This is a genomic window from Psychrobacter arcticus 273-4, from assembly GCF_000012305.1.
GTDB lineage: Bacteria > Pseudomonadota > Gammaproteobacteria > Pseudomonadales > Moraxellaceae > Psychrobacter > Psychrobacter arcticus.
The window spans coordinates 2,294,986-2,320,847 of sequence record NC_007204.1 but is presented as its reverse complement, the minus strand read 5'-3'; the positions used below and the strand labels follow the sequence as shown (position 1 = coordinate 2,320,847).

17 protein-coding genes are annotated in these 25,862 nt (G+C 43.8%); 13 read left to right on the top strand and 4 right to left on the bottom strand.

Translation table 11 applies throughout. The annotated features are described in order from the left end of the window. Positions 1-47 precede the first annotated feature (47 nt). From pilM to PSYC_RS09710, 8 genes are all read left to right on the top strand, one after another. Entirely contained in the window at positions 48-1,103 is a 1,056-nt protein-coding gene (gene pilM, locus PSYC_RS09745; RefSeq protein WP_011281141.1) for a type IV pilus assembly protein PilM, read from the top strand. Further along, positions 1,103-1,768, top strand: coding sequence for a PilN domain-containing protein (locus PSYC_RS09740; protein WP_011281140.1), 666 nt, complete (start codon positions 1,103-1,105; stop codon positions 1,766-1,768). The genes pilM and PSYC_RS09740 overlap by 1 nt, the downstream gene beginning before the upstream one ends. Next, positions 1,765-2,493, top strand: coding sequence for a type 4a pilus biogenesis protein PilO (locus tag PSYC_RS09735; protein WP_011281139.1), 729 nt, complete (start codon positions 1,765-1,767; stop codon positions 2,491-2,493). The genes PSYC_RS09740 and PSYC_RS09735 overlap by 4 nt, the downstream gene beginning before the upstream one ends. Beyond that, complete coding sequence (locus PSYC_RS09730) at positions 2,493-3,032, top strand: pilus assembly protein PilP (protein ID WP_011281138.1); 540 nt, start codon at positions 2,493-2,495, stop codon at positions 3,030-3,032. Before PSYC_RS09735 ends, PSYC_RS09730 begins: the two co-directional genes overlap by 1 nt. A 27-nt stretch (positions 3,033-3,059) precedes the next feature. Then, a complete protein-coding gene (pilQ, locus tag PSYC_RS09725; protein ID WP_011281137.1) occupies positions 3,060-5,330 on the top strand; it encodes a type IV pilus secretin PilQ in 2,271 nt (756 codons plus the stop codon). Between the two features lie 166 nt (positions 5,331-5,496). After that, complete coding sequence (gene aroK, locus PSYC_RS09720; protein ID WP_011281136.1) at positions 5,497-6,057, top strand: shikimate kinase AroK; 561 nt, start codon at positions 5,497-5,499, stop codon at positions 6,055-6,057. 221 nt (positions 6,058-6,278) lie between these two features. Then, complete coding sequence (gene aroB, locus PSYC_RS09715; RefSeq protein WP_011281135.1) at positions 6,279-7,445, top strand: 3-dehydroquinate synthase; 1,167 nt, start codon at positions 6,279-6,281, stop codon at positions 7,443-7,445. Positions 7,446-7,556: 111 nt separating this feature from the next. After that, the gene (locus PSYC_RS09710; protein ID WP_011281134.1) at positions 7,557-8,513 is read left to right on the top strand and encodes a hypothetical protein; all 957 of its coding nucleotides are present in this window, start codon (positions 7,557-7,559) and stop codon (positions 8,511-8,513) included. A 114-nt stretch (positions 8,514-8,627) separates the two neighbouring features. On the opposite strand, the gene PSYC_RS11715 is transcribed toward PSYC_RS09710, so the two are convergent. Next, positions 8,628-8,858, bottom strand: coding sequence for a hypothetical protein (locus PSYC_RS11715; protein ID WP_041757781.1), 231 nt, complete (start codon positions 8,856-8,858; stop codon positions 8,628-8,630). Positions 8,859-9,566: 708 nt separating this feature from the next. Between PSYC_RS11715 and gltB the strand changes: the two genes are divergently transcribed. The 4 genes from gltB to PSYC_RS09685 all read left to right on the top strand — a co-directional run bounded on the left by gltB (position 9,567) and on the right by PSYC_RS09685 (position 18,258). After that, positions 9,567-14,030: a glutamate synthase large subunit gene (gene gltB, locus PSYC_RS09700; RefSeq protein WP_011281132.1), complete on the top strand. Its 4,464-nt coding sequence runs from the start codon at positions 9,567-9,569 to the stop codon at positions 14,028-14,030. A gap of 183 nt (positions 14,031-14,213) precedes the next feature. Continuing rightward, positions 14,214-15,635 carry a glutamate synthase subunit beta gene (locus PSYC_RS09695; RefSeq protein ID WP_011281131.1) on the top strand — a complete coding sequence of 474 codons (1,422 nt, stop codon included), beginning with the start codon at positions 14,214-14,216 and terminating at the stop codon, positions 15,633-15,635. 300 nt (positions 15,636-15,935) lie between these two features. Further along, on the top strand, positions 15,936-17,171 hold the full coding sequence (locus PSYC_RS09690; RefSeq protein ID WP_011281130.1) for an FUSC family protein: 1,236 nt from the start codon (positions 15,936-15,938) through the stop codon (positions 17,169-17,171). Positions 17,172-17,466: 295 nt separating this feature from the next. Then, positions 17,467-18,258 (top strand): 3-oxoacyl-ACP reductase, encoded by a 792-nt coding sequence (locus PSYC_RS09685; RefSeq protein WP_011281129.1) that lies wholly within the window; start codon positions 17,467-17,469, stop codon positions 18,256-18,258. Positions 18,259-18,762: 504 nt separating this feature from the next. Here the strand turns inward: PSYC_RS09685 and PSYC_RS09675 are convergent. The 3 genes from PSYC_RS09675 to parC form a co-directional block, all read right to left on the bottom strand. Beyond that, a complete protein-coding gene (locus PSYC_RS09675; RefSeq protein WP_011281128.1) occupies positions 18,763-19,560 on the bottom strand; it encodes a Cof-type HAD-IIB family hydrolase in 798 nt (265 codons plus the stop codon). A gap of 113 nt (positions 19,561-19,673) precedes the next feature. Then, positions 19,674-20,681, bottom strand: coding sequence for an NYN domain-containing protein (locus PSYC_RS09670; RefSeq protein ID WP_011281127.1), 1,008 nt, complete (start codon positions 20,679-20,681; stop codon positions 19,674-19,676). Then, on the bottom strand, positions 20,678-22,996 hold the full coding sequence (gene parC, locus PSYC_RS09665; protein WP_011281126.1) for a DNA topoisomerase IV subunit A: 2,319 nt from the start codon (positions 22,994-22,996) through the stop codon (positions 20,678-20,680). Before parC ends, PSYC_RS09670 begins: the two co-directional genes overlap by 4 nt. A gap of 721 nt (positions 22,997-23,717) precedes the next feature. Here parC and PSYC_RS09660 point away from each other — a divergent pair. Further along, complete coding sequence (locus PSYC_RS09660; RefSeq protein ID WP_011281125.1) at positions 23,718-25,445, top strand: AMP-binding protein; 1,728 nt, start codon at positions 23,718-23,720, stop codon at positions 25,443-25,445. Positions 25,446-25,862: the final 417 nt, after the last annotated feature.

Below are 25,862 nucleotides of genomic sequence, written 5' to 3'. Positions count from 1 at the left end.
TTACAAATAACTATCATATTGTACATTTAATATAAGGTATAGAGTTTGTGAGGCTATTTACTTCTAAGAGTCGATATTTGATTGGCGTGGATATTGGTACCACCTCAGTCAAGCTGGTTGACATACAGCGCCAACAAGGCGTTTTCCACCTAAGATCTTATGGTACTGAAATATTATCTGAAGGCATAGTCATTGATAAACTCATTGTAGACACTGAAGCGGTAGGTAATACTATAGCAGGCTTGGCTCGACGTTGCCAAGCGGTGGGCAGTAGTGCTGCCACTGCAGTCTCAGGGTCCGCGGTGATTACCAAAATCATCGATATGGATATGGTGCTAAATGACGTGGAGCGTGAAGCTCAGATTCGCTTGGATGCGGACCAATACATACCTTATCCGCTAGATGATGTCAATTTGGACTTTGAGGTATTGGGTCCGTCGCTTATAAATGACGATATGGTGCAAGTGTTACTTGCTGCCTCTCGCTCAGAAAACGTCGATCAAAGGGTTGATGCCTTGACATTCGGTGGTCTGCAAACCAAAGTGATGGATATTGAGTCTCATGCCATTGAGCGTGCTTTTGGCTTGATGGTAGACAGTCTGCCAAACTTGCCAGAGTTGGTGGCGTTGGTCGATATCGGACACAATCAAACAACTTTATATGTCGCCAAAAATGGCGAATTCATCTATAGCCGTGAGCAGCTATTTGGTGGTAGCCAGCTGACGGAAGCCATCCAAAACCGCTATGGTTTGTCTGCTGAAGAAGCTTCTATTAGTCAGCGCGAGCATGCCTTACCTGAAGATTACTATCCCGATGTCTTAACGCCATTTATAGAAAATACCATTCAACAAATCACTCGCTCTTTACAGTTTTATTTTTCTTCAAGTCAATATAGTAGTATCGACCATGTGGTCCTTGCTGGTGGTAGCAGCGCCATAGCAGGTCTTGCTGGTATGGCGCAGCAAAGATTGGGCGTGCCTGTGAGTATTGCAAATCCGTTCATTAATATGACCATCGCTCCGCATATCGATCATGAGCAACTAGCGATTGATGCACCCAGTTTAATGGCCGCTTGCGGTCTGGCGTTAAGGAGCTTTGACTAATGGCTCGTATTAACCTACTGCCTTGGCGGCAAGAAGAGCGTGCCCGCCGTAATAAAGAGTTTATCACCTTGGTGGTGGCAGTGACGCTGCTGTCTCTGCTGGTGGCATTTGCGACTTGGAGTTATTTTAATAATGAACTTGATGAGCAATTAGCTGCCAATGCGCTAATAGAACAAGAAAACGCTCGCTTAGATAAGGCGTTGGTCGAGATTGATAGCTTAGAGCAGCGCCGTGAAGATATTATCTCACGTATGCAGGTTATTCAAGACCTGCAAGGTCGACGTCCTGTACCTGTACGTTTATGGGATGATCTTGCTAAAGCCATTCCGCCAGCGCTTTATTTAAATAACTTAAAGCGTGAAGGGGATGTGCTGACGTTGACAGGTCTTGCTGACAATCCAAACGTTGTATCGAGCTTGATTCGTAATCTTGATAACAGTAAATGGATGGGCAACTCAGCCGTTAGTAATATTCAGCAAAACATTACGGCTTATCAAGCCGCGCCGGTCTTAGAAAATACGGTCACTACGCCTGGTGAACAGCAGCGTCCTATTTATCCTGAAGACAGCTATGTACAGTTTGTGATCACGACCAAAGTACAGTCTGCAACGGCCGTTCCTGTAGAAGGTGTTGATGGCGCTGTTGGACTTGGAGGTGAGTTATGAAACTGACCCGTAAAAAAACCCGCATTAAAATTAAAAAGACGGCGATAAAGCCAAAAAAACAGTTTGATTTAAATGAATTTCGCCGCAGTTTTGAGTCATTGGATTCTGAAAACTACGGCAGTTGGCCGCTTCCTGTAAAAGTAACCATCATTGGATTCATTATTGCGATGATTGCAGTGTTGTCCTGGGCGCTACCGATTAGTAGTAAAATCGATGAAATTACAGCAGCAGAAAGCCAACAACAAACGTTGCTTGATAGCTACCGTGAAAAAGAATCACGCGCGCGCCATCTACAAGCTTATCAAGCACAAGTGCTCCAAATGGAAGCGGAGTTTAAGGCTTTACTTGACCAGCTACCAAAAGATACGCGCGTATCAGAATTGGTTGAGGGTATCAATATGACGGGCGTGGGCAGTAATATACGTTTTCAGGACATATCCGTTGAGCCTGAAATTGAAAACGAATTCTTTATTGAGCAGCCTATTCGTATCGCAGCGTTGGGCGACTATCATCAGTTTGGTAGCTTTATCAGTGGTTTGGCGGCTTTACCAAGGATTATCACCATGCACGATTTTGAAGTCAGTAATCCGCAGCCAACCTTAGATGTTTTACCCGAGCTGAATTTGGTGTTGCAAACTAAAACCTATCGCTCAAAAGAAGCAGACCCTGAAGGTGATGCAGCGGCTGCTGAAGCTGCGCCCACTGCTGCTGCAGGAGGCAACTGATGACTAGCCAAAAACTGCCTAAGTTAAGGTTATTGCTATTAAGTGCTGCTGTTTTATTTATGACGGGTTGTACGGATCGTATCGGCTTAGCAGAACAAGCAATGGCTGATATCCGTAACCAGCCTGCGCAGCCGATTGAGCCACCGCCTAAGGCTGAGCTGATAGAAGATTTTGTCTATAGCGCCAGTGCGCAGCGTAGTCCATTTTTGCCACCGAGTTTAGTTAACGTACAAGGTCCGACCACCTTTATTGATGGGGTACGCCCTGATATAACTCGAGTCAAAGAGCCACTTGAACAGTACGAGCTGACGCAACTGGTCTTTCGCGGTGTGGTTATCTCACCTGAAGGTCAACAGTATGCTTTAGTACAGCGTCCGGATGGTTCGGTTGCCAGTGTTAGAGTGGGTAGTTATCTTGGATTGAATGACGGTCGTATTGTTGAAATCACGCCGACGCAGATTAATTTGATTGAAATTGTGCCAGACAGTCGTGCTGGGTTTGTTGAAAAACCCCAATCACTGGTGTCTCCTATAAGCTAAGTCGGCAGATTTTTTGAGGAATAAATAATGACAGTACGCAATAACAAGGTAATGATGATGAGCAACCGCGTATCTTCTGCTTTTGCCATCTCGGCATTGGCAATGAGTATGGTAGCCGTAAGTAGCAGTGCCTATGCCGAGCAGCGCATCAACAATGTCTCTGTGATTCAGACTGCGCCAGCCGTAACCCAAATGCGTTTGGGATTTTCAGGTGCGCCAGTATTACCAGCCGCTTATCAGCTTGACAATCCTAGCCGTTTGGTACTGGACTTTGAACAGGTGCAAAACGGGCTTGCCAGTCGTTTTAAAGAATATAATATCGGTATGGTCAATGAAGTTACGACCTTAAACAGCGACAATACCACCCGTCTTATTGTCGGGTTAAAAAAAACGGGTAACTATACTACTGCAATTGACGGCAATGAGTTGTTGCTGACCATTACAGATCCTAAGCGTCCGGTGATTTCTCCGGTGGTCACTAAAGTGATTACCAATGATCCTGTACAAGATGTGTTAAATGGCAATGCTGCTATTACTACCACCGCTGTGGTCACGCCAATTGTCGAAAGCAGTAGTGTCGCTGTTGCTCCGATTAGAACCACAGTCACAAAAACCCAGGTGCCTGCTGATACTATGGTCGTACGCGTCAATCCTTTATTAAGCCCGCAACTTGCCTCAGCACAAGTCAGTAAACAGTATAGCTATGATGGTTTAAGCGCTGTGAATTTTTCAGCGGGGAATGATGGCGGTGGCAATGTCAGTATCTCACTTGCCAATGAAGCCATTCCAGTAGACGTTCAACGTCAAGGTAATAAGCTGGTTGTGCGTTTGACTGGCAGCACGGTACCTAGAAATTTGCTGCGCCGCTTGAATGTTAATAGCGGTTTGGTAGACAGTATTGATACCAAAAATCAAAGTCAAAATGGTGTTATTACCATCAATATGAAAGAGGATTTTGAATACCAAGCCTATCAATCAGGGAATCAGCTAAACATCGGTATCAGAAGACCCGAGCTGCTACGTGAGCCGACGCTTGAAGAAAAAGTATATACCGGTGCAGCATTATCTATGGAGTTTCAAGACGTTGAGATTCGTAGCGTCCTAGATATTTTAGCGCAGTTTACAGAGATGAATATCGTTGCGAGTGATTCGGTCGCCGGCAATATCACCTTACGCCTGATTAATGTACCTTGGGATCAAGCGCTCGATATCATTCTTAAAAGTAAAAATCTTGGCAAGCGTGAAAACGGTAACGTGATTTTGGTTGCGCCCTCAACTGAGCTTGCGGAACAAGAAGCAAGTGAGCTTGCAGCACAACAAGCGGTCGAGTCTTACGCGCCGTTACGTACTGAATATATCCGTCTAAGCTACGCAAAAGCGGCAGATGTCTTAACCCTTATCTCTCAAGGTAGTGGCGGCGCCTCTGGCGGTAGCACTACCGGCACAGCTAATACCAATCCGACCGATAGTAATAGCTTGCTGTCTAATCGTGGTACGGTAACAGTCGATGAGCGTACCAACACTTTGATTGTCAAAGATGTGGCAGCCAGTATCGAAAACATCCATAAACTCATTGGCAAAATCGATATTCCTGTTCGTCAAGTCATGATTGAGGCACGTATCGTTAGCGCCAGCGATAGCTTTAGTAAGGAGCTTGGGGTACGTTGGGGTATTTTGTTTGATGGCAAACCCGATGATAACCGTCTGACATCTAGTGGCTTGAACGTTGATTTGGGTATTTCAAACCCTGCAAGTGTTGCTTTTGGTATCTTGAAGGTATCAGATGTGATGCTTGATCTTGAGCTGTTGGCTATGCAAGCAGACAACCGCGGTGAAGTGATTTCTACGCCAAAGATTCTGACCTCGGATAAACAAACGGCAAAAATATCCTCTGGTACGCAGATTCCTTATCAAGAAGCATCAGCCAGTGGCGCGACCACCACCAGCTTTAAAGAAGCTGCCTTAAGTTTAGAGGCCACGCCGAACATTACCCCAGATGGTAAGATTGGTTTGCAGCTGTTAATCACCAATGGCACACCGACCATTATCAACAATCAGGTTGCCATCGCTGAAGACTCTATTTCAACTAACGTTATTGTTGAAGACGGTCAAACCATTGTACTGGGTGGCGTCTTTAAGAATCGTACTAATAATGGGGTTGATAAAGTGCCTTTCTTAGGTGACTTACCTTATATCGGTCGCGCCTTCCGTAAAGATGTGCGCAGCAATACCAAAGAAGAGCTGCTGATATTTATCACACCAAAACTGATCAATGATGGTATTAGTCGCTTAGATTAGTCAGGTTTCAATTGGTTGTTAGTCATTAAAAAAGCAAGCCTTAGTGCTTGCTTTTTTAATGGCTGGTTTTTACGCTGGCAAGGATTTTACTAACAATAATCACAGCTCATTACTAGCCAGAATATCAATGACGTTGTATCATACCTAATTTAGCTGAGTGAGTACTATGGTTGAGGAATTACCGTCGGTATTTTTGGTAGGGCCGATGGGAGCAGGGAAGACCACAATCGGCAGATTACTGGCAAAGCAGCTCGGGCGGACGTTTGTAGACAGTGATTGGTATGTTGAGTCGCAGACCGGCGCTGATATTGCTTGGATATTCGACAAAGAAGGTGAAGCGGGCTTTCGCGAACGTGAAACGCGCGCGATAGATGAGCTGACGCAGCAACCGCAAATTGTCTTAGCGACAGGCGGCGGCGCTGTGATGGCAGCTGAAAATCGTGAATTTTTAAAGCAGCGCGGTATCGTCATTTATCTCAATGCGCCTGTCGATGTGCAAATGGCTCGTACCGCTAAAGACAAATCGCGTCCTTTATTACAACAGCCTAACCCTAGAAAAATACTGCAAGGTTTATACAGCGCGCGTGATCCTTTATATCGTCAAGTGGCGCATATTATTATGCCAACAGGGCATACGTATCCACGGCACATGGTCAATCAGTTATTACAGCAGCTTAACTCATTTTGCGCCTCTACGTCTGTCGTTTCAGAACCTGAAAAAGACTGATGTCAAAAAATGGTTGATGTGACAAAGATTATCGAACACCTATTTATATATAGTCGGTAAAAAGTAATATCGATACAACACGTATTGCTGGTGCAAATTTTTCTTGCTTGCTGTGCCTACGCAGACAGAGGCTGCAAAAAAAATACACCAGCAGTACTGTAGCGACTTTAAAGTATTTCAACTATAGTTAACTTTTACTCGTAAGGCTTAAGGAGATTTTCATGGCAACGCCACTGTTTCATGCTGACTTGACAGTACATACACAAAGTCATGACTATCCAATCGTCATTACTGAAAATACAGCTACTGAAAATGCAATAGCAGAAGAGAGTAGCATGGCTAGCCAAGTTGCCCCTTATATTGCCGGCCAGCAGGTATTGATAGTTACCAATGAGACCATTGCGCCGCTTTATTTAAAAGCCCTAAAACAGCCATTAGAAGTCCAATTCACCGTGCAGGTTTGTGTGCTGCCAGATGGTGAGCAATATAAAAACCAGTCCAGTATCAATCAGATTTATGATGTATTGATGGCAGCGCATTTTAATCGTGATGTGACCCTGATTGCGCTTGGCGGTGGTGTAATTGGTGATATGACAGGATTTTCGGCGGCAAGCTTTATGCGCGGCGTCAATTTTATCCAAATACCAACCACCTTGCTGTCGCAAGTGGATTCAAGTGTTGGCGGCAAAACTGGCATCAATCATCCACAAGGCAAAAACATGATTGGGGCATTTTGGCAGCCGCAAATGGTATTGGCGGATATGAGTACGCTCAAAACTTTGCCAGCTCGCGAGCTATCAGCAGGACTTGCTGAAGTCATCAAATATGCGCTGATTATGGATGCGGATTTTTTAACTTGGCTTGAGCACAATCTGCCTGCGATGATGGCATTGAACTTGGTGATACTTGGTGAAGCAGTCAAGCGCTGCTGTGAATACAAAGCGGATATCGTCGCTCAAGATGAAAGAGAGTCGGGCGTACGCGCACTATTGAACTTTGGTCACACCTTTGGTCACGTGATTGAAACCCATGAAGGTTACGGTAATTGGTTGCATGGTGAAGCGGTCGCGGCAGGTATGGTACAAGCGGCTGAGCTGTCGCAAAAAATCGGCTGGTTAACGAGTGATGAAGTCGCCCGCGTCAAGCGCGTATTATTGTTAGCCAATTTACCCATTACACCGCCACCTATTGCCGTGCAAACGGCTTTGAACCTAATGGGTCATGATAAAAAAGTGAAACACGGACAAATCCGTCTTATTTTGTTAAAATCATTGGGTGAAGCGGTATTAACCAATGATTTTGACCCAGATTTGCTCACTGATGTGCTGTCACAACATGCTATTCATGCTAAAGATGACGCGCAAGCGACAACGGCAACCGTGTTATAAATAGCATGAGTATTGATATATTTAAATAGATTGCTTGGTTTTATCTTTAGTTGCTAGTTTTTTATATTTTTACGCCCTTATTTTAAGTATATCCTTACCAAGGACATCCCCATGGCAGCATCTCGCTCGACGACTCGCACCGCGAGCCAATCCTATCGCCGCCAAGCTCTGATTTGGCTGATAGCGACCCTGCTGCTCGGCGTACTTACTGCTTTGGTATGGATGTTTAGTCAAATGCCAGCGATGGGTGCCAAGATAGAAAACGCGCCCATAGCAGCGCCGAAAATACTGAGGGCGGAGCTTGAACAGCCATTAAAAATTGAATCGCTGCATGAGCTTGATACCGGTGTGCAGCCTATCAGTTTTGATGAAACCGTCCGCGATTTGCGCAGTTATCCTGATGAATTTAAAGACAAGCGTTATCTGCTTGCTAATAAAGGCAGGTGGACGGTACAAGTTATGAATGTCGCTGAAAATGATGTGATTGTCAGTTATTTAGAGGGGCGTGAAGACCGTAGTAAATTTGCCTATTTCCGCCACCTTGATGAAAACGAACAAGTGCGTTATATGCTGACTTATGGCTTGATGAGTAGTCCACAAGAAGCGGTCGGTGCGGCTAAGTTGATAGATTTTAAGCTGCCTGCCAATGTGCGAGTATTGCCTGAAGAGATCAATCGCTATGTCAGTATCATCGACAATTATGAGCGCGCTGATCCTGTAAAAGATCTGAGCACCAAACGCACACATTCAGTCAATCTGCGACCAACCAAGCGTGAAGTGCCGCTGCGTCAAAAAACACCAACAGTGAATAACAGCGAGCAAACCGCAAGCAGTGCGACCAATCGTAATCCTCAAGAATCGGCCAATAGCAGTGCGACTGAAAGCATTCGTCAATCCGTTGATGCCTCTGACACCTTAACAGTCAATGAAGAGCGTATTTTCGGTATAGAGGAGCAAGCCCCTACTACCTCAGAACCTAAGAATACTGATAACAACCGTAAGCCTGAGCAAGAAAGCAAAAAGCCCGTTGCGCCTAGCGCTGATACTAATATAGTCGGTGAAAAGTAATATCGATACAACAGGTACGACTGGTGCAAATTTTTCTTGCTTGCTGTGCCTACGCAGACAGAGGCTGCAAAAAATTTACACCAGTAGTACTGTAGCGACTTTAAAGTATTTCAACTATACACCGAAAAAACCGCCAGTGGTTGCCACACCTAAAGCGCCGAATAGCAATGCTAATTCCAATAGTGTAAATTCGGATAATAAAAATTTAAATGCAGGCTCGGCAAATAAAAATGCTAATATTAGTTCTAATAATGCAGCAGCACCAAAAACGACAGTATAAAAGAGCTCATCGAAGAAAAGAAAGATTGATTCTAAGCATAAATCTGCGTTAAAAAGCCCAGTCAAAAATATAGCGGGCTTTTTTTATGAATAATTTATTGATGGGTTCGGCAGAAAAGACTAGATTTTTTGTCCATCATTCACTAATATAAGCATGGGCGACGTTCTGTATAGTTATCGTAAATGGTAATGTATTAGCCGATTATCTGATGAGCTTTTATTAAATCTAGAATAAACGATTAACAGAAAACATCGTATCTCAAGCGCTGCTACTTGCCAACCGGCTATTAATTATCCATTATAGTCAGCATATCGCAAGTGGCGCAACTTCTCTTATTATCATCCTTATTAGGATTGTTAAGGCGCTTGAATATAGGCGTCTTATGTTCATGTTTGATGGATAAACTGCGTTTTTTCAGCTACTTACTATTTTGTTCATTCAAGGTTATAAGACTCGTATTGAATCCTATGGCTGATAAAAAATAGACGAGTAATCACGCTGAAGTGTTTAATAATTTGGTTTGCGACGATTGATATTGAATGCTTTATCAAAGTTATCTTATCCGTCCGCGTTAAATTGATGGCTTAAATGATGCTAGCATACATGGGATTATGATAAGTATTTTTATCAACCCCCATGCAGTGGCAATAATTTTTCTGCTCACGCTTTATTAATCCGGATATATGAATATAATACAGCCCGTTCTGCTTGCGGAGAACGGTTTGTGCATCACATTGGTTGCATATACTGCCGCTCACTTAAAAGGACAAGCTATGTCAATGATCTCCTCCCATACGCATTTGGCCTCGCCAGATGATTTTTCTGACAATTGCGGCTTTGGTTTGATTGCTCATATTGAGGGTCAGGCCAGTCATGACTTGGTAAAAAAAGCCATTCATAGTTTAAGTTGTATGACCCATCGTGGCGGCGTTGCGGCTGATGGTAAAACTGGTGATGGTTGTGGTTTATTATTAGCAACACCTGTTGCTTTTTTTAAAGACATTGCGGCAGATCAGCAGTTTAAGTTAACAGACAACTTTGCCGTTGGCATGGTGTTCGTTAATGATGATAAAACCCAAGCACAGCATAGCCAGCAAGTACTAAGTGACGAGATTATCGCGCAAGGACTAGAGGTAGCTGGCTGGCGCGATGTGCCGCTTGATTTAAGCATTGTTGGTGAAATTGGGCGTCAGACATTACCGGATTTTAAGCAGGTATTTGTCAATGCGCCTGATAATCTGGCTGCAGATGACTTTAACCGTAAGCTGTTTGTGGCGCGTAAAAAAGCCGAGCAGCGCTTAGATAATGACGAGCTGTTTTATGTGTGCTCATTGAGTTGTCAGACTATTATTTATAAAGGTCTGGTGATGCCATCAGATCTGCCGGCTTTCTTCTTAGATTTGCAAGATGAGCGTTTGGCATCGCATATTGTGGTATTCCATCAACGTTTTTCAACCAATACGCTGCCGCGCTGGCCATTGGCACAGCCTTTTCGCTATTTGGCACATAATGGTGAGCTGAACACTATCACGGGTAACCGCAGCTGGTCTGAGGCGCGTACGCCAAAGTTAAAATCAGAAAAACTGCCCAATTTGAACGAATTAACGCCATTGGTAAATAGCAGTGGCTCAGATTCATCTAGCTTAGACAATATGCTGGAAGTTCTGATGTCAGGTGGTATGAGCTTGTTTCATTCGATGTCGATTCTGGTGCCACCAGCTTGGCAAAATGTCGACAGCATGGATATGGATTTGCGGGCATTTTATGAGTTTTACTCACAGCATATGGAAGCATGGGATGGTCCGGCAGGTCTTGTTATTCAAGATGGTCGCTATGCGGTCTGTATGCTGGATCGAAACGGTCTGCGTCCATCACGCTGGGTGACGACGAAGAATGGTTATATTACAGTTGCATCAGAAGTAGGCGTTTGGGACTATAAGCCAAAAGACGTGCTCGCTAAAGGTCGTGTCGGACCGGGTCAGATGCTGGTCATCGATACGCAAACCGGTCAAATCATGGATACTAAGGCGATTGCGACCTTGCTTAAAAAGGCACATCCATATCGTAAATGGTTACGTGACGAGGCGACCCGTATTCGTGATGATGAGCGCTTGGAAGAAGAGCTAGCCGCGCAGGCATGTCGCGGCGAGCCACTAAAAGCATTGCAAAAAATGTATCACATTACCAAGGAAGAACGCACAGAAATCATTCGTCCTAATGCCGAAAATGCGCAAGAGCCAGTTGGTTCGATGGGTGATGATACGCCAATGGCAGTGCTATCGCAGCAGATTCGTCATGTTGGTGATTTCTTCCGCCAGCAGTTTGCACAGGTGACCAATCCACCTATTGATCCGCTACGTGAATCTATCGTAATGTCACTACAGACCTGTCTTGGTGCTGAAACCAATGTGTTTGCACCATCAGCACGCGACGCGCATCGCCTTATCTTATCGTCGCCGGTGTTGTCGGCAAGTAAGATGCAGCAACTTGAAACCTTGGATGATCCTGCCTTTAAGCTGGCACGTATCGACTTAAATTATGAGGGTACGCTAGAGCTTTCCGCAGCTATTGTTGCTATCTGTGAGCAAGTTGCCAGCAGCATTCGCGCAGGTCATACCTTGATTGTCTTATCTGATAAAGACATTGCGGTAGATAAAGTCCCTGCCAATGCCATGATGGTCACAGGCGCAGTACATCATTATCTGATCGCTCAAGGTATTCGTACCGATGCCAATTTAATTATCGAGACTGGTCTTGCTCGTGACTCGCATCAAGTAGCGGTCTTGATTGGATTTGGCGCGACCTGCGTATATCCTTATCTGGCTTATGACGTGATTGATGATTTGGTTGCGACTGGCGAGCTGCTTGGTGATCCGATTCAGGCGCGGATGAATTTCCGTAAAGGCTTAGACAAAGGTTTGCTGAAAATCTTATCAAAAATGGGTATCTCTACCATTGTTTCGTATCGCGGTGCGCAGTTATTTGAAGCGGTGGGTCTCTCTGAAGAAGTCGTTAACCTGTGCTTTAAAGGCGTGCAAAGTCGTATTAAAGGCGCAACCTTTGCTGATTTGGCAGTAGATCAAGCGCAGCTCGCGGCAAATGCCTTTAAGCGTCGTGCACCACTTGATCAAGGCGGCTTATTAAAGTTTGTCTTTAATAAAGAGTATCATGCTTTTAATCCTGATGTGATTAATAGTCTACATCTGGCGGTACGAACTGGTAATTATGACAATTATCGTCAGTATGCAGAAATCGTTAATAGCCGTCCGGTCGCTACTTTACGTGATTTATTACAGCTTAAAACGGATAATCCTCTTGAAGTAGATGAGGTTGAAGATATCTCAGCCATTTTGTCGCGTTTTGACTCCGCTGGCATGTCGCTAGGCGCATTGTCGCCAGAAGCGCATGAAGCCATTGCTATCGCTATGAATACCATTGGTGGTCGCTCAAACTCAGGTGAGGGCGGTGAAGACCCTGTACGTTACGGTACCTTACGTAACTCAAAAATTAAGCAAATTGCCTCTGGTCGTTTTGGTGTGACGCCCGCGTATCTACGCTCAGCAGAAGTCATGCAAATCAAAGTCGCTCAAGGGGCAAAACCTGGTGAAGGTGGTCAGCTGCCAGGTGGCAAGGTAAATGCCTTGATTGCACGCCTGCGTTATTCGGTGCCTGGAGTGACGTTGATTTCACCGCCGCCGCATCATGATATTTACTCGATTGAAGATTTGGCGCAGCTTATTTTTGATCTTAAGCAAGTCAATCCAGATGCGCTGGTGTCGGTCAAGTTGGTCTCGCGCCCGGGTGTTGGCACGATTGCAACTGGTGTGGCAAAAGCCTATGCTGACTTGATTACTATCTCAGGTTATGACGGCGGTACGGCAGCATCGCCACTGTCGTCTATCCATCATGCTGGCTCGCCTTGGGAGCTGGGTCTTGCCGAAACCCATCAATCATTACGAGTGAATGGCTTGCGTCATAAAGTTCGTATTCAAACCGATGGCGGTCTAAAGACAGGACTTGATGTGGTCAAAGCCGCCATTCTTGGTGCTGAAAGCTTCGGTTTTGGTACCACGCCGATGATAGCCGTTGGTTGTAAATATCTACGCATTTGCCATTTAAATAACTGCCCAACGGGTGTTGCCACTCAAAAAGCCCAACTGCGCGATGATCACTTTATCGGTGAAGCTGAAATGCTGATTAACTTCTTTAAGTTTGTCGCAACCGAGACGCGCGAATGGCTTGCAAAGCTTGGCGTGCGCACGATGGAAGAGTTGGTTGGACGTACTGACTTACTTGATATATTAGAAGGCAACACGGCTAAGCAGCAGCATCTTGATTTATCGCCTTTACTGTTTAGCCATCCTGCTAGTAGCGGCAAAGCACAAACCTGTCAGGTTGAGCGCAATGAGCCATTTGACAAAGGCTTGCTTGCTGAACAAATGATTAGCGATATGCTGCTTAATATTCGTCAAGGCAATGGTGGTGACTACAGTTATTACGTTGGCAACTGTGATCGCTCGATTGGGGCGCGTATCTCAGGTGAGATTGCACAAGTATGGGGCAATCTTGGCATGAGTGACAAACCCATTAAGCTGCACTTGACCGGAACAGCAGGGCAAAGCTTAGGCGTTTGGAATGCTGGCGGCCTGCACATTGAGCTAGAAGGCGACGCCAATGATTATGTCGGTAAAGGCATGGCGGGCGGCGAGATTGTGATTTATCCACCAAAAGACTCAAGCTTTGTGACGCAGGATACAGCCATTATTGGTAATACTTGCTTATATGGCGCAACAGGTGGCAAGCTATATGCTGCGGGTACGGCAGGGGAGCGTTTTGGTGTTCGTAACTCAGGTGCTCATGCGGTCATTGAAGGCACAGGGGATCATTGCTGCGAGTATATGACTGGCGGTATCATCACAATACTTGGACGTACCGGTCTCAACTTTGGCGCAGGTATGACGGGCGGATTTGCCTATGTGCTCGATATGGAAGGTGATTTCTTTGATCGCTGCAATCATGAGCTGATTGATTTAAATCGTATCTCAAGCGAGCAGATGGAAAGCCACCGTATCTACTTACAGCAAGTCATCGAAAGACATGTCGATAAAACGGGTAGCGCATGGGGGCAGGCAATATTGGTGGACTTTGAGCATTATGCGCGTAAGTTCTACTTGGTTAAGCCAAAAGCAGCAAACGTTGCTACTTTGCTTAAGACCACGACCGCTGATCCGCAATAATTGATCTGATTTATGGATAGCATTGTGTAGCATAATCTATAGATGTTAGAGATACACAATGTTATTTTCAAGATGAATTTATAGATGTTTTGAGCAGGTAAATGACAGCGCGTATAAGTAAATTTGCCTCATGGAGGCTACCTATACTGACTGTCGTCATCCACTATAAAAGAGAGTTTTACCATGGCAAAACGCTTAGAAAATAGTTTTCAGTTTTTAGATGTGCCACGGCTTGAGCCGATCAAAAAAGACATCGCCACGCGTTCAACGGAATTTGTTGAAATTTATCAACCGTTTGAAAGTGAATCAGTCGCTCAGCAATCGCATCGCTGTTTAGAATGTGGCAATCCGTACTGCGAATGGAAGTGCCCAGTACATAATTATATTCCTAACTGGCTAAAACTGGCAGCTGAAGGTCAAATCTTCCAAGCTGCAGAATTGTGTCATCAAACCAATACCTTGCCTGAAGTCTGCGGGCGTGTTTGCCCGCAAGACCGATTGTGTGAAGGCTCTTGTACGCTTAATGACGGCTTTGGTGCCGTGACGATTGGCAATGTTGAGAAGTATATCAATGACACCGCTTTTGCACTCGGCTGGCGTCCTGATATGTCTGAGGTAATTTGGACAGATAAAAAAGTTGCCATCATCGGTGCAGGACCTGCAGGACTTGGCTGCGCTGATATCTTGGTTAGAAATGGTGTTAAACCCGTTATCTTTGATAAACGCCCAGAGATTGGTGGTTTATTAACCTTTGGTATTCCAGAGTTTAAAATGGAAAAAGACGTCATGCGTAACCGCCGTGTCATCTTTGAAGGCATGGGTATGGAATTTCGCCTTGAGACAGAAATTGGTACTGATGTCAGTATTGATGAGCTGTTAGGCGAATATGACGCTGTGTTTATGGGTATGGGTACTTATACCTATATGCGTGGCGGTTTTGCTGGTGAAGAATTAGAGGGTGTTTATGACGCCTTAGATTACTTGATTGCCAATGTCAATCGCTGTAATGATTGGGAAAAAGACCCAGCAGAGTATATCGATTTGAAAGGTAAAAAAGTGGTGGTACTTGGCGGCGGTGATACTGCAATGGACTGCAATCGTACTAGCATTCGCCAAGGCGCACATCAAGTGGTCTGTGCTTATCGCCGTGATGAAGAAAATATGCCAGGCTCACGTCGTGAAGTGGTCAATGCGCGCGAGGAGGGGGTTGAGTTTTTATTTAATCGTCAGCCCACTGAAATTATCGGTCTCAATGGTAAGGTCAATGCGGTCAAGGTCGTCACTACCCAATTGGGTGCACCAGACGAAAACGGTCGTCAGTATCCTGAGCCGATTGCCAATTCAGAGGAGATTATCCCCTGTGATGCGGTGATTATGGCGTTTGGTTTTAGTCCAAGCCCTGCTGATTGGTTTGAATCGCAGCAGATTTCTATGGACAAATCTGGTCGGGTATTGGCAGCAGAAAAACAAACCTTTAAATTTCAAACTAATAATCCCAAAATATTTGCCGGTGGCGATATGGTTCGCGGCTCTGATTTGGTAGTTACTGCCATCTGGGAAGGTCGTGAAGCAGCTGAAGGAATTTTAGATTATTTAGAAGTATAGTAATCAGTCTGATTACCAGCCAAATGCTCGCTTATAGTTGAAATACTTTAAAGTCGCTACCGTATTGCTGGTGTAAATTTTTTGCAGCCTCTGTCTGCGTAGGCACAGCAAGCAAGAAAAATTTGCACCAGCAGTACGTGTTGTATCGATATTACTTTTCACCGACTATAATCGTGCTTTTTTCTGGTGATATGCTAGCATGCTTTGACACTTAACGTCTTTTATCTTTTAATAGGTAAAAGGCGTTATTTTTATACCCTTTTTAATTCCAATTGCTCTTAATCATAAGAGGCGTGCTGCGTGAAACCGACTATTTGGCAACGATTTACCGCACCGCTTATTGAGCCTTACGCACGCTATCAGCATGCTGACGTACTGCATGCGATACGTTTGGGTAGCGCCGTTCTCATTGCACTAGTGGTGAATGAGTTTACGAACCTGCCACATGGTGAGTGGACAACCATTACTGTGTTTGTGATATTGGGCTTGTTGCAGTATCAAGGGGCGATTTATACCAAGGCAAAAGAGCGGATTTTGGGTACCATACTCGGTGTAGGTGTCGGACTGAGTTTTTTATGGCTGATTCAAGATATCGGTGGCTGGTTGTGGTTGTATTATGCGCTGATTGGTATTATTAGCGGCATCATCGGTTATGTGGCAGTCAAGCAGTTGGGCTATATAGGTCTGCTAACGGGTATTACGATGTTGATGATTGTCTCAAGCCCTGATCACACCAATATCGCCCAAGATGGTCTCTATCGCGCCTTTAATATCTTGCTTGGTGCTGGCGTGGCAGTCGCGGCAACCTTGATTTTACCGCTAAAATCCACCTTGATGTGGCGGTTTTTATTGGCAAGCAATCTTGAAACATGCAGCAATCTGTATGCAGGGGTTGGAAATCATATTGATGCTGAGGTGTTGGTGCCTAAGCCGTTTAAATTTAGCAAGGCTACTAGCTTATCAAGTTTGACTTATCCTGCGAGCCGATCTGTACCTGATACACCAGTTAATAAATCTTTGGTTAAAGCATTACAAAAAATTAATAAGCGCTTGTTAGCTGTACGCCCGCATATCGCTGCGACTGCCAGCGAATCCGGAATCGACAAAGAGACGTTAGAGACGATTCAGCGCACGCATCGTAATATTATTGGTACTATTGATTTATTATTAAGTGCTGCGCCGCGCTTGGCTAATATTGAAATTGACGATGAAAATCATATCCTACTTATACATTATCAACATGAATTGACTCAAGCGATGCAACATATGGCGGCGGTATTGCGTAGCCCAAATGACGAGGTTTTTCGTCCCATTACCCGAATCACGGTATCAGAATATCCAAGTGTGGAAAATTTAGGCTTTGAGTGGCAAGGCTACTTTTGGTTGACCCAAACCTTACAAGTACAGTTGCAGGGGCTCAGTGACTTACTACAAGAGACTAAGCTGCAATGGTTTGCTGCTTCTGGTCTGCGCTACCAGCGCCGTGAACAACGCCGAATTGAACACAAAGGTAGCGAAACCGATTTGCATTTATAAACACCAAATATAATGCACAAAAAAACGCTGAACATTTGAACTGCCCCCCATATAGGGAATCGAGTATTTGTTCTCTGGGTCAACCTTGGTATTGGTATGCGCAATAATTCAAAGGGCAATAATTCAAAGGGCGGTGGCTTCAATGGGTTCGGCGCTAGCCAATGCTAGGAGTACTGCTTACGCAATAATATCGATCAATCAATCATGCTATGATGAATGTGATTTGGTCTTTAGTCAGCGCTCTATAAGTATAGTCATACTCTAACCATAACATAATAATAAAGGATGCAACATCATGGCTCAAACTGTTATTCCGGCACTTCTTACTGATAAAGTCGCCATTGTCACAGGCGCAAGTCGTGGTCTCGGCGCGAAAATTGCTGCACAGCTGGCAGCAGCAGGTGCGAGCGTTTGCGTTAATTATTTGAATAGTAAAGAGGCGGCTGAAAAAGTGGTTGCTGATATCAAAGCAGCAGGTGGGCAAGCGTTTGCCTATCAAGGGGATGTGACTGATTTAGCGCAAATGCAAGCAATGGCAGCAGCAGTTATAGAGCGTTTCGGACGTATCGATATATTGGTTAACAATGCTTTACCGAGCTATCAATTTAATCCGAGCGCTGATTACACCAGTATTGAGACCGTTAAATGGGCACATTTTTCCCAGCAAATTGACGGCATTGTTCAAGGCGCAGTCAATACGGTACAAGCGGTATTGCCACAAATGAAAACTCAGCAGATGGGTAAGATTATCAATATTTCAACCAATCTGGTTTATAATCCGGTGGTCACTTATTATGACTATACTACCGCAAAATCTGCACTCATTGGTCTGACACGCAATTTAGCGGCGGAGCTGGGGCAATATGGTATTCGGGTGAACTTATTGGCAGGTGGACTACTCAAAACGACTGACGCTAGTAAATTAACGACCGAAGAAGTCTTTGATTATATCGCCACGACGACGCCACTGCGCCAAGCGACCTCAGTTGCCGACTTTGCCAATTCAGTATTGCTGATGGCATCTGACTTAAGCTTAGCCATCACGGGTCAATCTATTGCCGTTGATGGCGGTCTGACGATGCCTTAATGATTACACTATTGAGTAACTAAATTGATTTGATTGTACAACAGAGACGATATAACGAATCGTAAAATCGCTGGACTTATTGCTGCTGTGCTAGGTCTGTGCGCAATCATTGCTTTTTTCAATGCTGGTATGGACACGCCCCTCTTAAGCTGGCCATTAGAAGCCTATCTTGGCGTGGCATTCACTATAGTTAAAATACTTTACGGTCGCTACCGTATTGCTGGTGTAAATTTTTTGCAGCCTCTGTCTGCGTAGGCACAGCAAGCAAGAAAAATTTGCACCAGTAGTAGGTGTTGTATCGATATTACTTTTCACCGACTATATTGGCTGGTTGACCGGTATGCCCACATTTTTGGCTTATTTTATCGCGGCATTGATATTTATTTTGATCGCTGTTGCACTTTATAATCTTGGTAGTTGGGTTGATGGATTGGTAGCTGGAAGAGGCTAAATAACGTTGAGGCCTTACATTTTTGACCATGTCATTTAATAGATTTTTTAATCCTATTGGTCCATATGTAAGTGCTTAACAACCGCTTGAATACCATGCTCTTCAATCGTACCGGTGACAAAATCCGCACGCGCGATCAGCTCGGGTTTTGCATCGCCCATTGCCACCGCATAGCCGACCAAATCAAACATTTCTAAATCATTCAACCCGTCACCAAACGCCATACAATCCTTCGCATCAATATTGTAATGCAGGCATAAATCTATGATACCGCGTGCTTTGGATGCTTCTGCTGGTAATATATCTGCGCCAATATGATGCCAATGTACCAGTTTTAAATCATCCTGAGTAAAATCGACATCCTGCATTTTCTCTTCTTGATTGTTAAAGAATACAGAACATTGATAAACCGTATTTGCCTTATGATAGTCTGGGTCAAGAATAGAGTTTGGCGTGATTGCATTGTATTCACGCAGTCGCTCATTCTCATGTGACCATGCAATATGAGTCGCTGAGTCAAATTTGTGAATGAGTTCACTTTTTTGGCATAGCATGACAATCTTGTTAGTCTGCGTAGCTGTTAATGGATAATGACTAATCATGCCATCTTTATTAAAGCTATATTGTCCATTCATACAGATAATGGCGTCGAATACATCAGCCTCAAATAAGGCTAGTATATCCGCAGGCAATATGGCTTTGGAACGTCCGGTTGAAATCACCAGTTTAATATCAGTTTGGGCGAGCGCTTCAAGCGTTGCTTGGTTGTGAGCGGCTATAATACCGTTGCGGCTTAAGGTGTCATCGATGTCAAAAAAGATGATTTTGGGAGTGGGTGTTTTATTATTCATAGTGGCTTTGGCAGTCCTGTTTATAGTAAGTAATGAGACCCATAAAATTCTAAATAATATAAAAATATTAGGCTTTACTACTTCCTTAATATTAATTTATTAATCAGTTTTAATTAGGTAGTAATCCGAATAAGACTTTTATCATCATTAAAATTTACATATTTTGGATCAATAATTAAAATCTTTTGTTCAATCTCGTGTTCTGAAAGGTGAGTTAATATTGGATGATTTCTAACTTGAGATTTTAGATTCTCAATAAGATTGGATAAAAAAACCCAACCATTACTATTAGCATCTTCCTTAGTCATTTCAATAACCGTGGTACGAATCATCTCAATAAAGAGTGGGAAGTTAAACTTTCTAACGAGCATATGGCTGTCTTCAATTTTACATTCAAACTTTAATAGTTTTTTTAACAATCCTGACAGTTTTGCGCGCCCGTATGTACGTGTATCAAAGTCTGGTCTTACGTTATTAATATAATTACCTATCTCCGCTAAGCTTGCCCAACCTTCATCATCAGAGTTATCTTTAATAGCTTTATAAATAAGGTTGAGAGTAGGTATGTCTACTTCAATATTTTTAATATGTGTTGGATTTGTCTGTAAACTCACCGCTTTACTGTCAACTTTAACGGTACTAGAGCTAATGTGAGCGCTTGAATTTCTCGCTATTAAAATTTTGTTTTCATGCTCAGGCAAAAGGTTTTCAACATAAACAAATTTATCACAGGCATTTACGAACGACTTAACCGTACTCTTTTTTCCAAATCCATAGACAAGTAATCCACTTTCACGAATACGAGATGCTAATGGCGTGAAGTCACTATCACTGGAAACAATACAAAAGCCATCGACATCCCCTGCATATAGTATGTCCATAGCATCTATCACTAACTTCATATCAGTAGCATCTTTTTGACTAACATAAGCAAACTGTTGTACTGGTGTAATTGCATTAGGTAGCAACTTATCTCGCCATGATTGCAGCGCTTCTATACTCCAATCACCATAAATACGTTTGATACTAGCAATACCATATTTCGCAATTTCTTCTAAGATAGGCTCTATACTACGGTGTGATGAGTTATCAGCGTCAATTAAAACAGCAAATTTTTTCATTGTATAACCTCAACACTCGTCACATTCTGAAAGCCTCTTGGCAACTGACCACCACGGCTACCGCGTTTGGAGGTATAGTTGGCTAAATCCATCGGCTTTAAGGTCACATGTCGCTTGCCAGCAGTAATGATTAAGCTGTCTTGTTTACTGAGTGGCGTGATGGTAAGCACTTCTTCATCACCTTTTAGAGTAATCATCTTATTACCCTTGCCGCGAGCCTGTTCAGGCAAATCATCAAGCGCAAATATCAATAAATAGCCAGCATTGGTCACGACAGCGATATGGTCAGGCGTAGAGCTATTTTCAGTATCAGATATGCCATTATTCTCAGCGCTTACCAGCAAATCAGCTTGAGTATCGATACACGCAATAGGTAACAATCGGCTATTAGCGGCTAGATTAATGATGTTTTTCCCCGCTTTTTGATTGCTATCAAGATTGCCAATGGTATTGATAAAACCATAACCTTGCGAGCTGGCGAGGATAATGCGCTGATCATCTGCACCGGTTAATAGCTGCTCAAAAGTTGCACCTGCTGGCGGTTTTAAGACACTGGTGAGCGGATCACCTTGACCACGAGCGGAAGCTAAACTATGCGCATCAATGCTATAGCTGCGACCTGTACTATCAAGGACGTAGATTTTCTCATTCGATTTACCGCGCACGTGCGCTTGATAGGCATCGCCTGAGCGATAGCTCATACCAGCGGCATCGACATCGTGTCCTTTGGCAGCACGAATCCAACCGGCTTTTGATAACACAGCGGTAATCGGCTCGCTTGGTACGAGGTCAGATTCTTTTAATGCCTGCGCTTCTTCGCGTTCAGCCAGTGGTGACACACGCTCGTTGCCATGTTCTTTCATATCGGCAGTGAGCTCATCAATCATCAGAGTGGTTAGACTGTCTGGATTATCCAAATACTCTTGAATGATTGCCCGTTCTGCTGCCAGCTCATCTTGCTCGCGGCGCAGCTCAATCTCTTCTAATTTTGCTAGTTGACGCAAACGAATGTCCAAGATGGCATTGGCTTGAATATCGGTGAGATCATAATCTTGCATTAACGATAATTTTGGATCGTCCTCTTCACGAATAATGCGAATGACTTCATCAATATTTAGATAAGCAATCAGCAGACCTGCAAGGATATGCAAGCGCTTATCAATTTTATCGAGGCGATACTGCAAACGGCGGGTGACCACTGAGCGGCGGCAAACCAGCCATTCTTCTAAGATTTCTTTAAGGTTTTTAACTTGTGGCTTACCATTTAAGCCAATCATATTCATATTTACGCGGTAATTGCTTTCTAAGTCAGTACTAGCAAACAGATGACTCATGACGCGATCGACATCGACCCGCGTTGAGCGTAACTCGAGCACGATACGGCAAGCGTTTTCGTGGTCTGATTCATCATGAATATCCGTAATCCAAGGCAGCTTTTTATCGGTCATCAGCTTGGCAATTTGCTCTTGGATTTTATTGCCTGAGACTTGATACGGGAGCGCATCGATGATGACGAGGTTTTTTTCTTTAGGGTCAATATGAAAAGTTGCACGCATTTTATAGCTGCCACGTCCAGTCTCATACATGGCTTGCAGATCTTTTTTGCTGGTGATGATTTCAGCTGGCGTTGGCAAATCAGGCGCTGGTATTGACTGGGTGAGTTGTTTAACCGATAGCTCAGGATTTTTCAGCAGACGAATAGCAGCACGAACCACTTCAATGAGATTATGCGGCGGAATATCCGTTGCCATACCAACGGCAATACCGGTCGTACCATTCAATAAAATATTGGGCAGGCGAGCGGGCAGAGTAGTCGGCTCTTGCATGGTGCCATCGAAGTTATCCTGCCAATCAACCGTACCTTGACCCAATTCCGCGAGTAAGGTATTGGCATAAGCAGACATTTTCGCTTCGGTATAACGCATGGCGGCAAAAGATTTTGGATCATCAGGGCTACCCCAGTTACCTTGACCGGTAATCAGCGGATAGCGATAACTAAACGGCTGTGCCATGAGTACCATCGCTTCATAACAGGCACTATCGCCATGCGGATGATATTTACCCAATACGTCACCGACTGTACGCGCAGATTTTTTCGCTTTAGCCGTTGATTTCAGCCCAAGTTCGCTCATTGCATAAACGATACGGCGCTGGACAGGCTTTAGACCATCAGCGATATTTGGCAGCGCCCGATCCATGATGACGTACATGGCATAATTAAGATACGCTTGCTCAGCGAACTCCGCCACTGAGCGCGTATCCATTGGTTCGTTTGCAAGGATTGGGTCAAGCGTGTGATCGATAACATCGGACATAAAATAGGGTTCACTTATCAGTTTTAATAGGTATAAAAAATCGGTGCAATCGTGCAAATAGGATGGTGCTATCCTAAAGGATATTGGCGCAATTAAAAAGCCACAACTCAGTATAAACGACAGTGCATGACGTGCTTAACGTGATGGTCTTATTGAACATGATGATCCTATAATATGTTGGTCGATAGCTTTTAGAAAATAAGATGAGTATCGTTAATCTCACTTGTTTTTATCATCTTACTTATCAATAAAAGGTGAGTTATTTGGCTGTAATCGCAATTATAGTCGGTGAAAAGTAATATCGATACAACCCGTACTACTGGTGCAAATTTTTCTTGCTTGCTGTGCCTGCGCAGACAGAGGCTGCAAAAAATTCATTCCAGTCCCGCTGTATCGTTTTTATACTGGGCTTACTATAGCGACTTTAAAGTATTTCAACTATAGCTCCCTGATATAAATGGAAATATGGATCGTCAAGCCATTTTGCGAACTCAAGTAGCACTTTTTTGTATTGAGTAGTTTGTATAAAGTGTGTATGTTAAACAATAAAGGGCTATTTACCGCTAAATTGTTGACACATCGCCATATCGCCATATCTTTGTCCCGCCAGCCTTGCTTGCCATCACCATGGTTAGCTGGTGCACCGAGTCTTTGTACGTTTATGACATTGTTGTGATGATGGGTTTACAGTAGCGCACTATTTACTAGGAGAAGTAAGATTATGGAAAATCAAGGTAACCAAATCCGTCGTAACGATAAAGTATGGGTGAAAACTTACGAAAAGCTTGGTATTCAATATGATATTGATATGCCAGCCGCTAATACTTCTTTAATCGATATATTTGAGCAAAATTTTGTTAAACATGCTGGTAAAACAGCTTTTGTCTGTATGGATGCAAAACTCGCTTACGAAGATTTAGATCGCTATAGTAAACAAATTGCTGCCTACTTGCAGTCACTTGGACTGAAAAAAGGCGATAAAGTCGGCGTTATGATGCCAAATATCTTGCAGCTACCCGTTGCAGTATTGGGCGTGCTGCGTGCTGGCATGACCTTGGTTAACGTCAACCCGCTTTACACCTCAAAAGAGCTTGAGCATCAGCTAACAGACTCTGACACCAAAGCATTATTTATTTTAGAGAACTTTGCCAAAACTTATGAAGAGATTGGCAAAGACTTGGTTGACCATGTCGTCGTAACATCGATGGGCGACCTGATGAGTCCATTGAAAGGCTTTATTGTCAATATGGTTGTGCGCCATGTGAAGAAGTTGGTACCTGATTATAATCTTAAAAGCAGTACAAACTTTAAAACGGCACTGAATCGCTTTCCGGCGAAAAATTACAAACGTCCAGATAATATCTGCCTTGATGATGTTGCTGTTCTGCAGTATACCGGTGGTACCACAGGCGTCGCCAAAGGTGCGATGCTCACGCATGGCAACTTAGTCGCCAACCTGATTCAGTGTGATACGTATCTTGGTGATACTTTTGATAAGTTTGAAGGTATGTCTGAGCAGCCTGTCATTATGACTGCATTGCCGCTATATCATATCTTCTCATTTACCGTTTGTGGCATGTTCGGCTTATATCGCGGCTGTATCGGTTTATTGGTGCCAAACCCACGTGATGCTGCAAGCTTAATCAAAGCTTATAAAGATTACCCACCCGCGTTTTTTCCAGCAGTAAATACATTATTCAATGCGTTGGCGAATAGTGAGGTATTTAAAGCCTTAGATCATAGCAAGCTTCAGCTGTCTATGGGCGGCGGCATGGCAGTTCTAAAAGATACCGCTGAAAAATGGCAAAAAATTACGGGTAATGTGATCGTACAAGGCTATGGTCTGTCAGAGACCTCTCCGGTTGCTTCTGCAAACCCACAAGGTAATGGGGAATTCTCAGGTAATATCGGTCTGCCGATGCCAGCGACTGACATGGCTATCTTGGATGAAGAAGGCAATGAGGTGGCACTTGGTGAGCGCGGTGAGATTTGTGTTCGTGGTCCGCAAGTGATGAAAGGCTACTGGAAACGTGATGATGCCACGGCTGAAGTCATGACTGCTGACGGTTATTTCCGTACGGGTGATATCGGCGTGATGGATGAAGAAGGCTACTTTAAAATTGTTGATCGTAAGAAAAACATGATTTTGGTATCAGGCTTTAATGTTTATCCAAACGAAGTAGAAGATGTGATGTCAGCCCATCCAAAGATTTTGGAATGTGGTGTCATCGGTGTCGAAGATGAAAAGAGTGGCGAAGTACCGAAGATTTATGTGGTACGTAGTGACGACAGCTTGACTAAAGAAGAAGTGCTTGCCTATAGCAAAGAAAACCTAACCGGCTATAAGCGCCCACGTTATGTTGAATTTATTGATGAGTTGCCAAAATCGAACGTCGGTAAGATTTTACATAAAGATCTGCGCCTGCTTGAAGAAAAGAACCACGGTTAGATTGTTTATCTACCATCAAGTTCAGAGCGCTTTTTATCCGCTTTTATCTTTATCTATCAGTGAGAAGCAGGGATGCAAACCGTTTAATAGTTGATGTGCTAGCTAGTAGAAATGGCTAGTAAATATCGTTGTAAAAGATGATTGTCAATGATGATAAGGTCGCTTATATAGGACCTTATCATTTTTTTGTTTTCCTATTATGATTTGGTGGTATGCATAGAGAATTCTCCGTAAAACTGATATAGTCCGTATCGATATTTTTTGTGCTTAACGATAAAAGTGTATGGTTTTCAGACTTTTATCGTCCAAAGCTTTCACAGAATGATCACTATAGTCGGTGAAAAGTAATATCGATACAACACAACACAACACGTATTGCTGGTGCAAATTTTTCTTGCTTGCTGTGCCTACGCAGAC

Coding starts and splice junctions, on each gene's coding strand:
- PSYC_RS09740 (WP_011281140.1), top strand. CDS start 1,103: ATGGCTCGTATTAACCTACTGCCTTGGCGGCAAGAAGAGCGTGCCCGC.
- PSYC_RS09735 (WP_011281139.1), top strand. CDS start 1,765: ATGAAACTGACCCGTAAAAAAACCCGCATTAAAATTAAAAAGACGGCG.
- PSYC_RS09730 (WP_011281138.1), top strand. CDS start 2,493: ATGACTAGCCAAAAACTGCCTAAGTTAAGGTTATTGCTATTAAGTGCT.
- pilQ (WP_011281137.1), top strand. CDS start 3,060: ATGACAGTACGCAATAACAAGGTAATGATGATGAGCAACCGCGTATCT.
- aroK (WP_011281136.1), top strand. CDS start 5,497: ATGGTTGAGGAATTACCGTCGGTATTTTTGGTAGGGCCGATGGGAGCA.
- aroB (WP_011281135.1), top strand. CDS start 6,279: ATGGCAACGCCACTGTTTCATGCTGACTTGACAGTACATACACAAAGT.
- PSYC_RS09710 (WP_011281134.1), top strand. CDS start 7,557: ATGGCAGCATCTCGCTCGACGACTCGCACCGCGAGCCAATCCTATCGC.
- gltB (WP_011281132.1), top strand. CDS start 9,567: ATGTCAATGATCTCCTCCCATACGCATTTGGCCTCGCCAGATGATTTT.
- PSYC_RS09695 (WP_011281131.1), top strand. CDS start 14,214: ATGGCAAAACGCTTAGAAAATAGTTTTCAGTTTTTAGATGTGCCACGG.
- PSYC_RS09685 (WP_011281129.1), top strand. CDS start 17,467: ATGGCTCAAACTGTTATTCCGGCACTTCTTACTGATAAAGTCGCCATT.
- PSYC_RS09675 (WP_011281128.1), bottom strand. CDS start 19,560: ATGAATAATAAAACACCCACTCCCAAAATCATCTTTTTTGACATCGAT.
- PSYC_RS09670 (WP_011281127.1), bottom strand. CDS start 20,681: ATGAAAAAATTTGCTGTTTTAATTGACGCTGATAACTCATCACACCGT.
- parC (WP_011281126.1), bottom strand. CDS start 22,996: ATGTCCGATGTTATCGATCACACGCTTGACCCAATCCTTGCAAACGAA.
- PSYC_RS09660 (WP_011281125.1), top strand. CDS start 23,718: ATGGAAAATCAAGGTAACCAAATCCGTCGTAACGATAAAGTATGGGTG.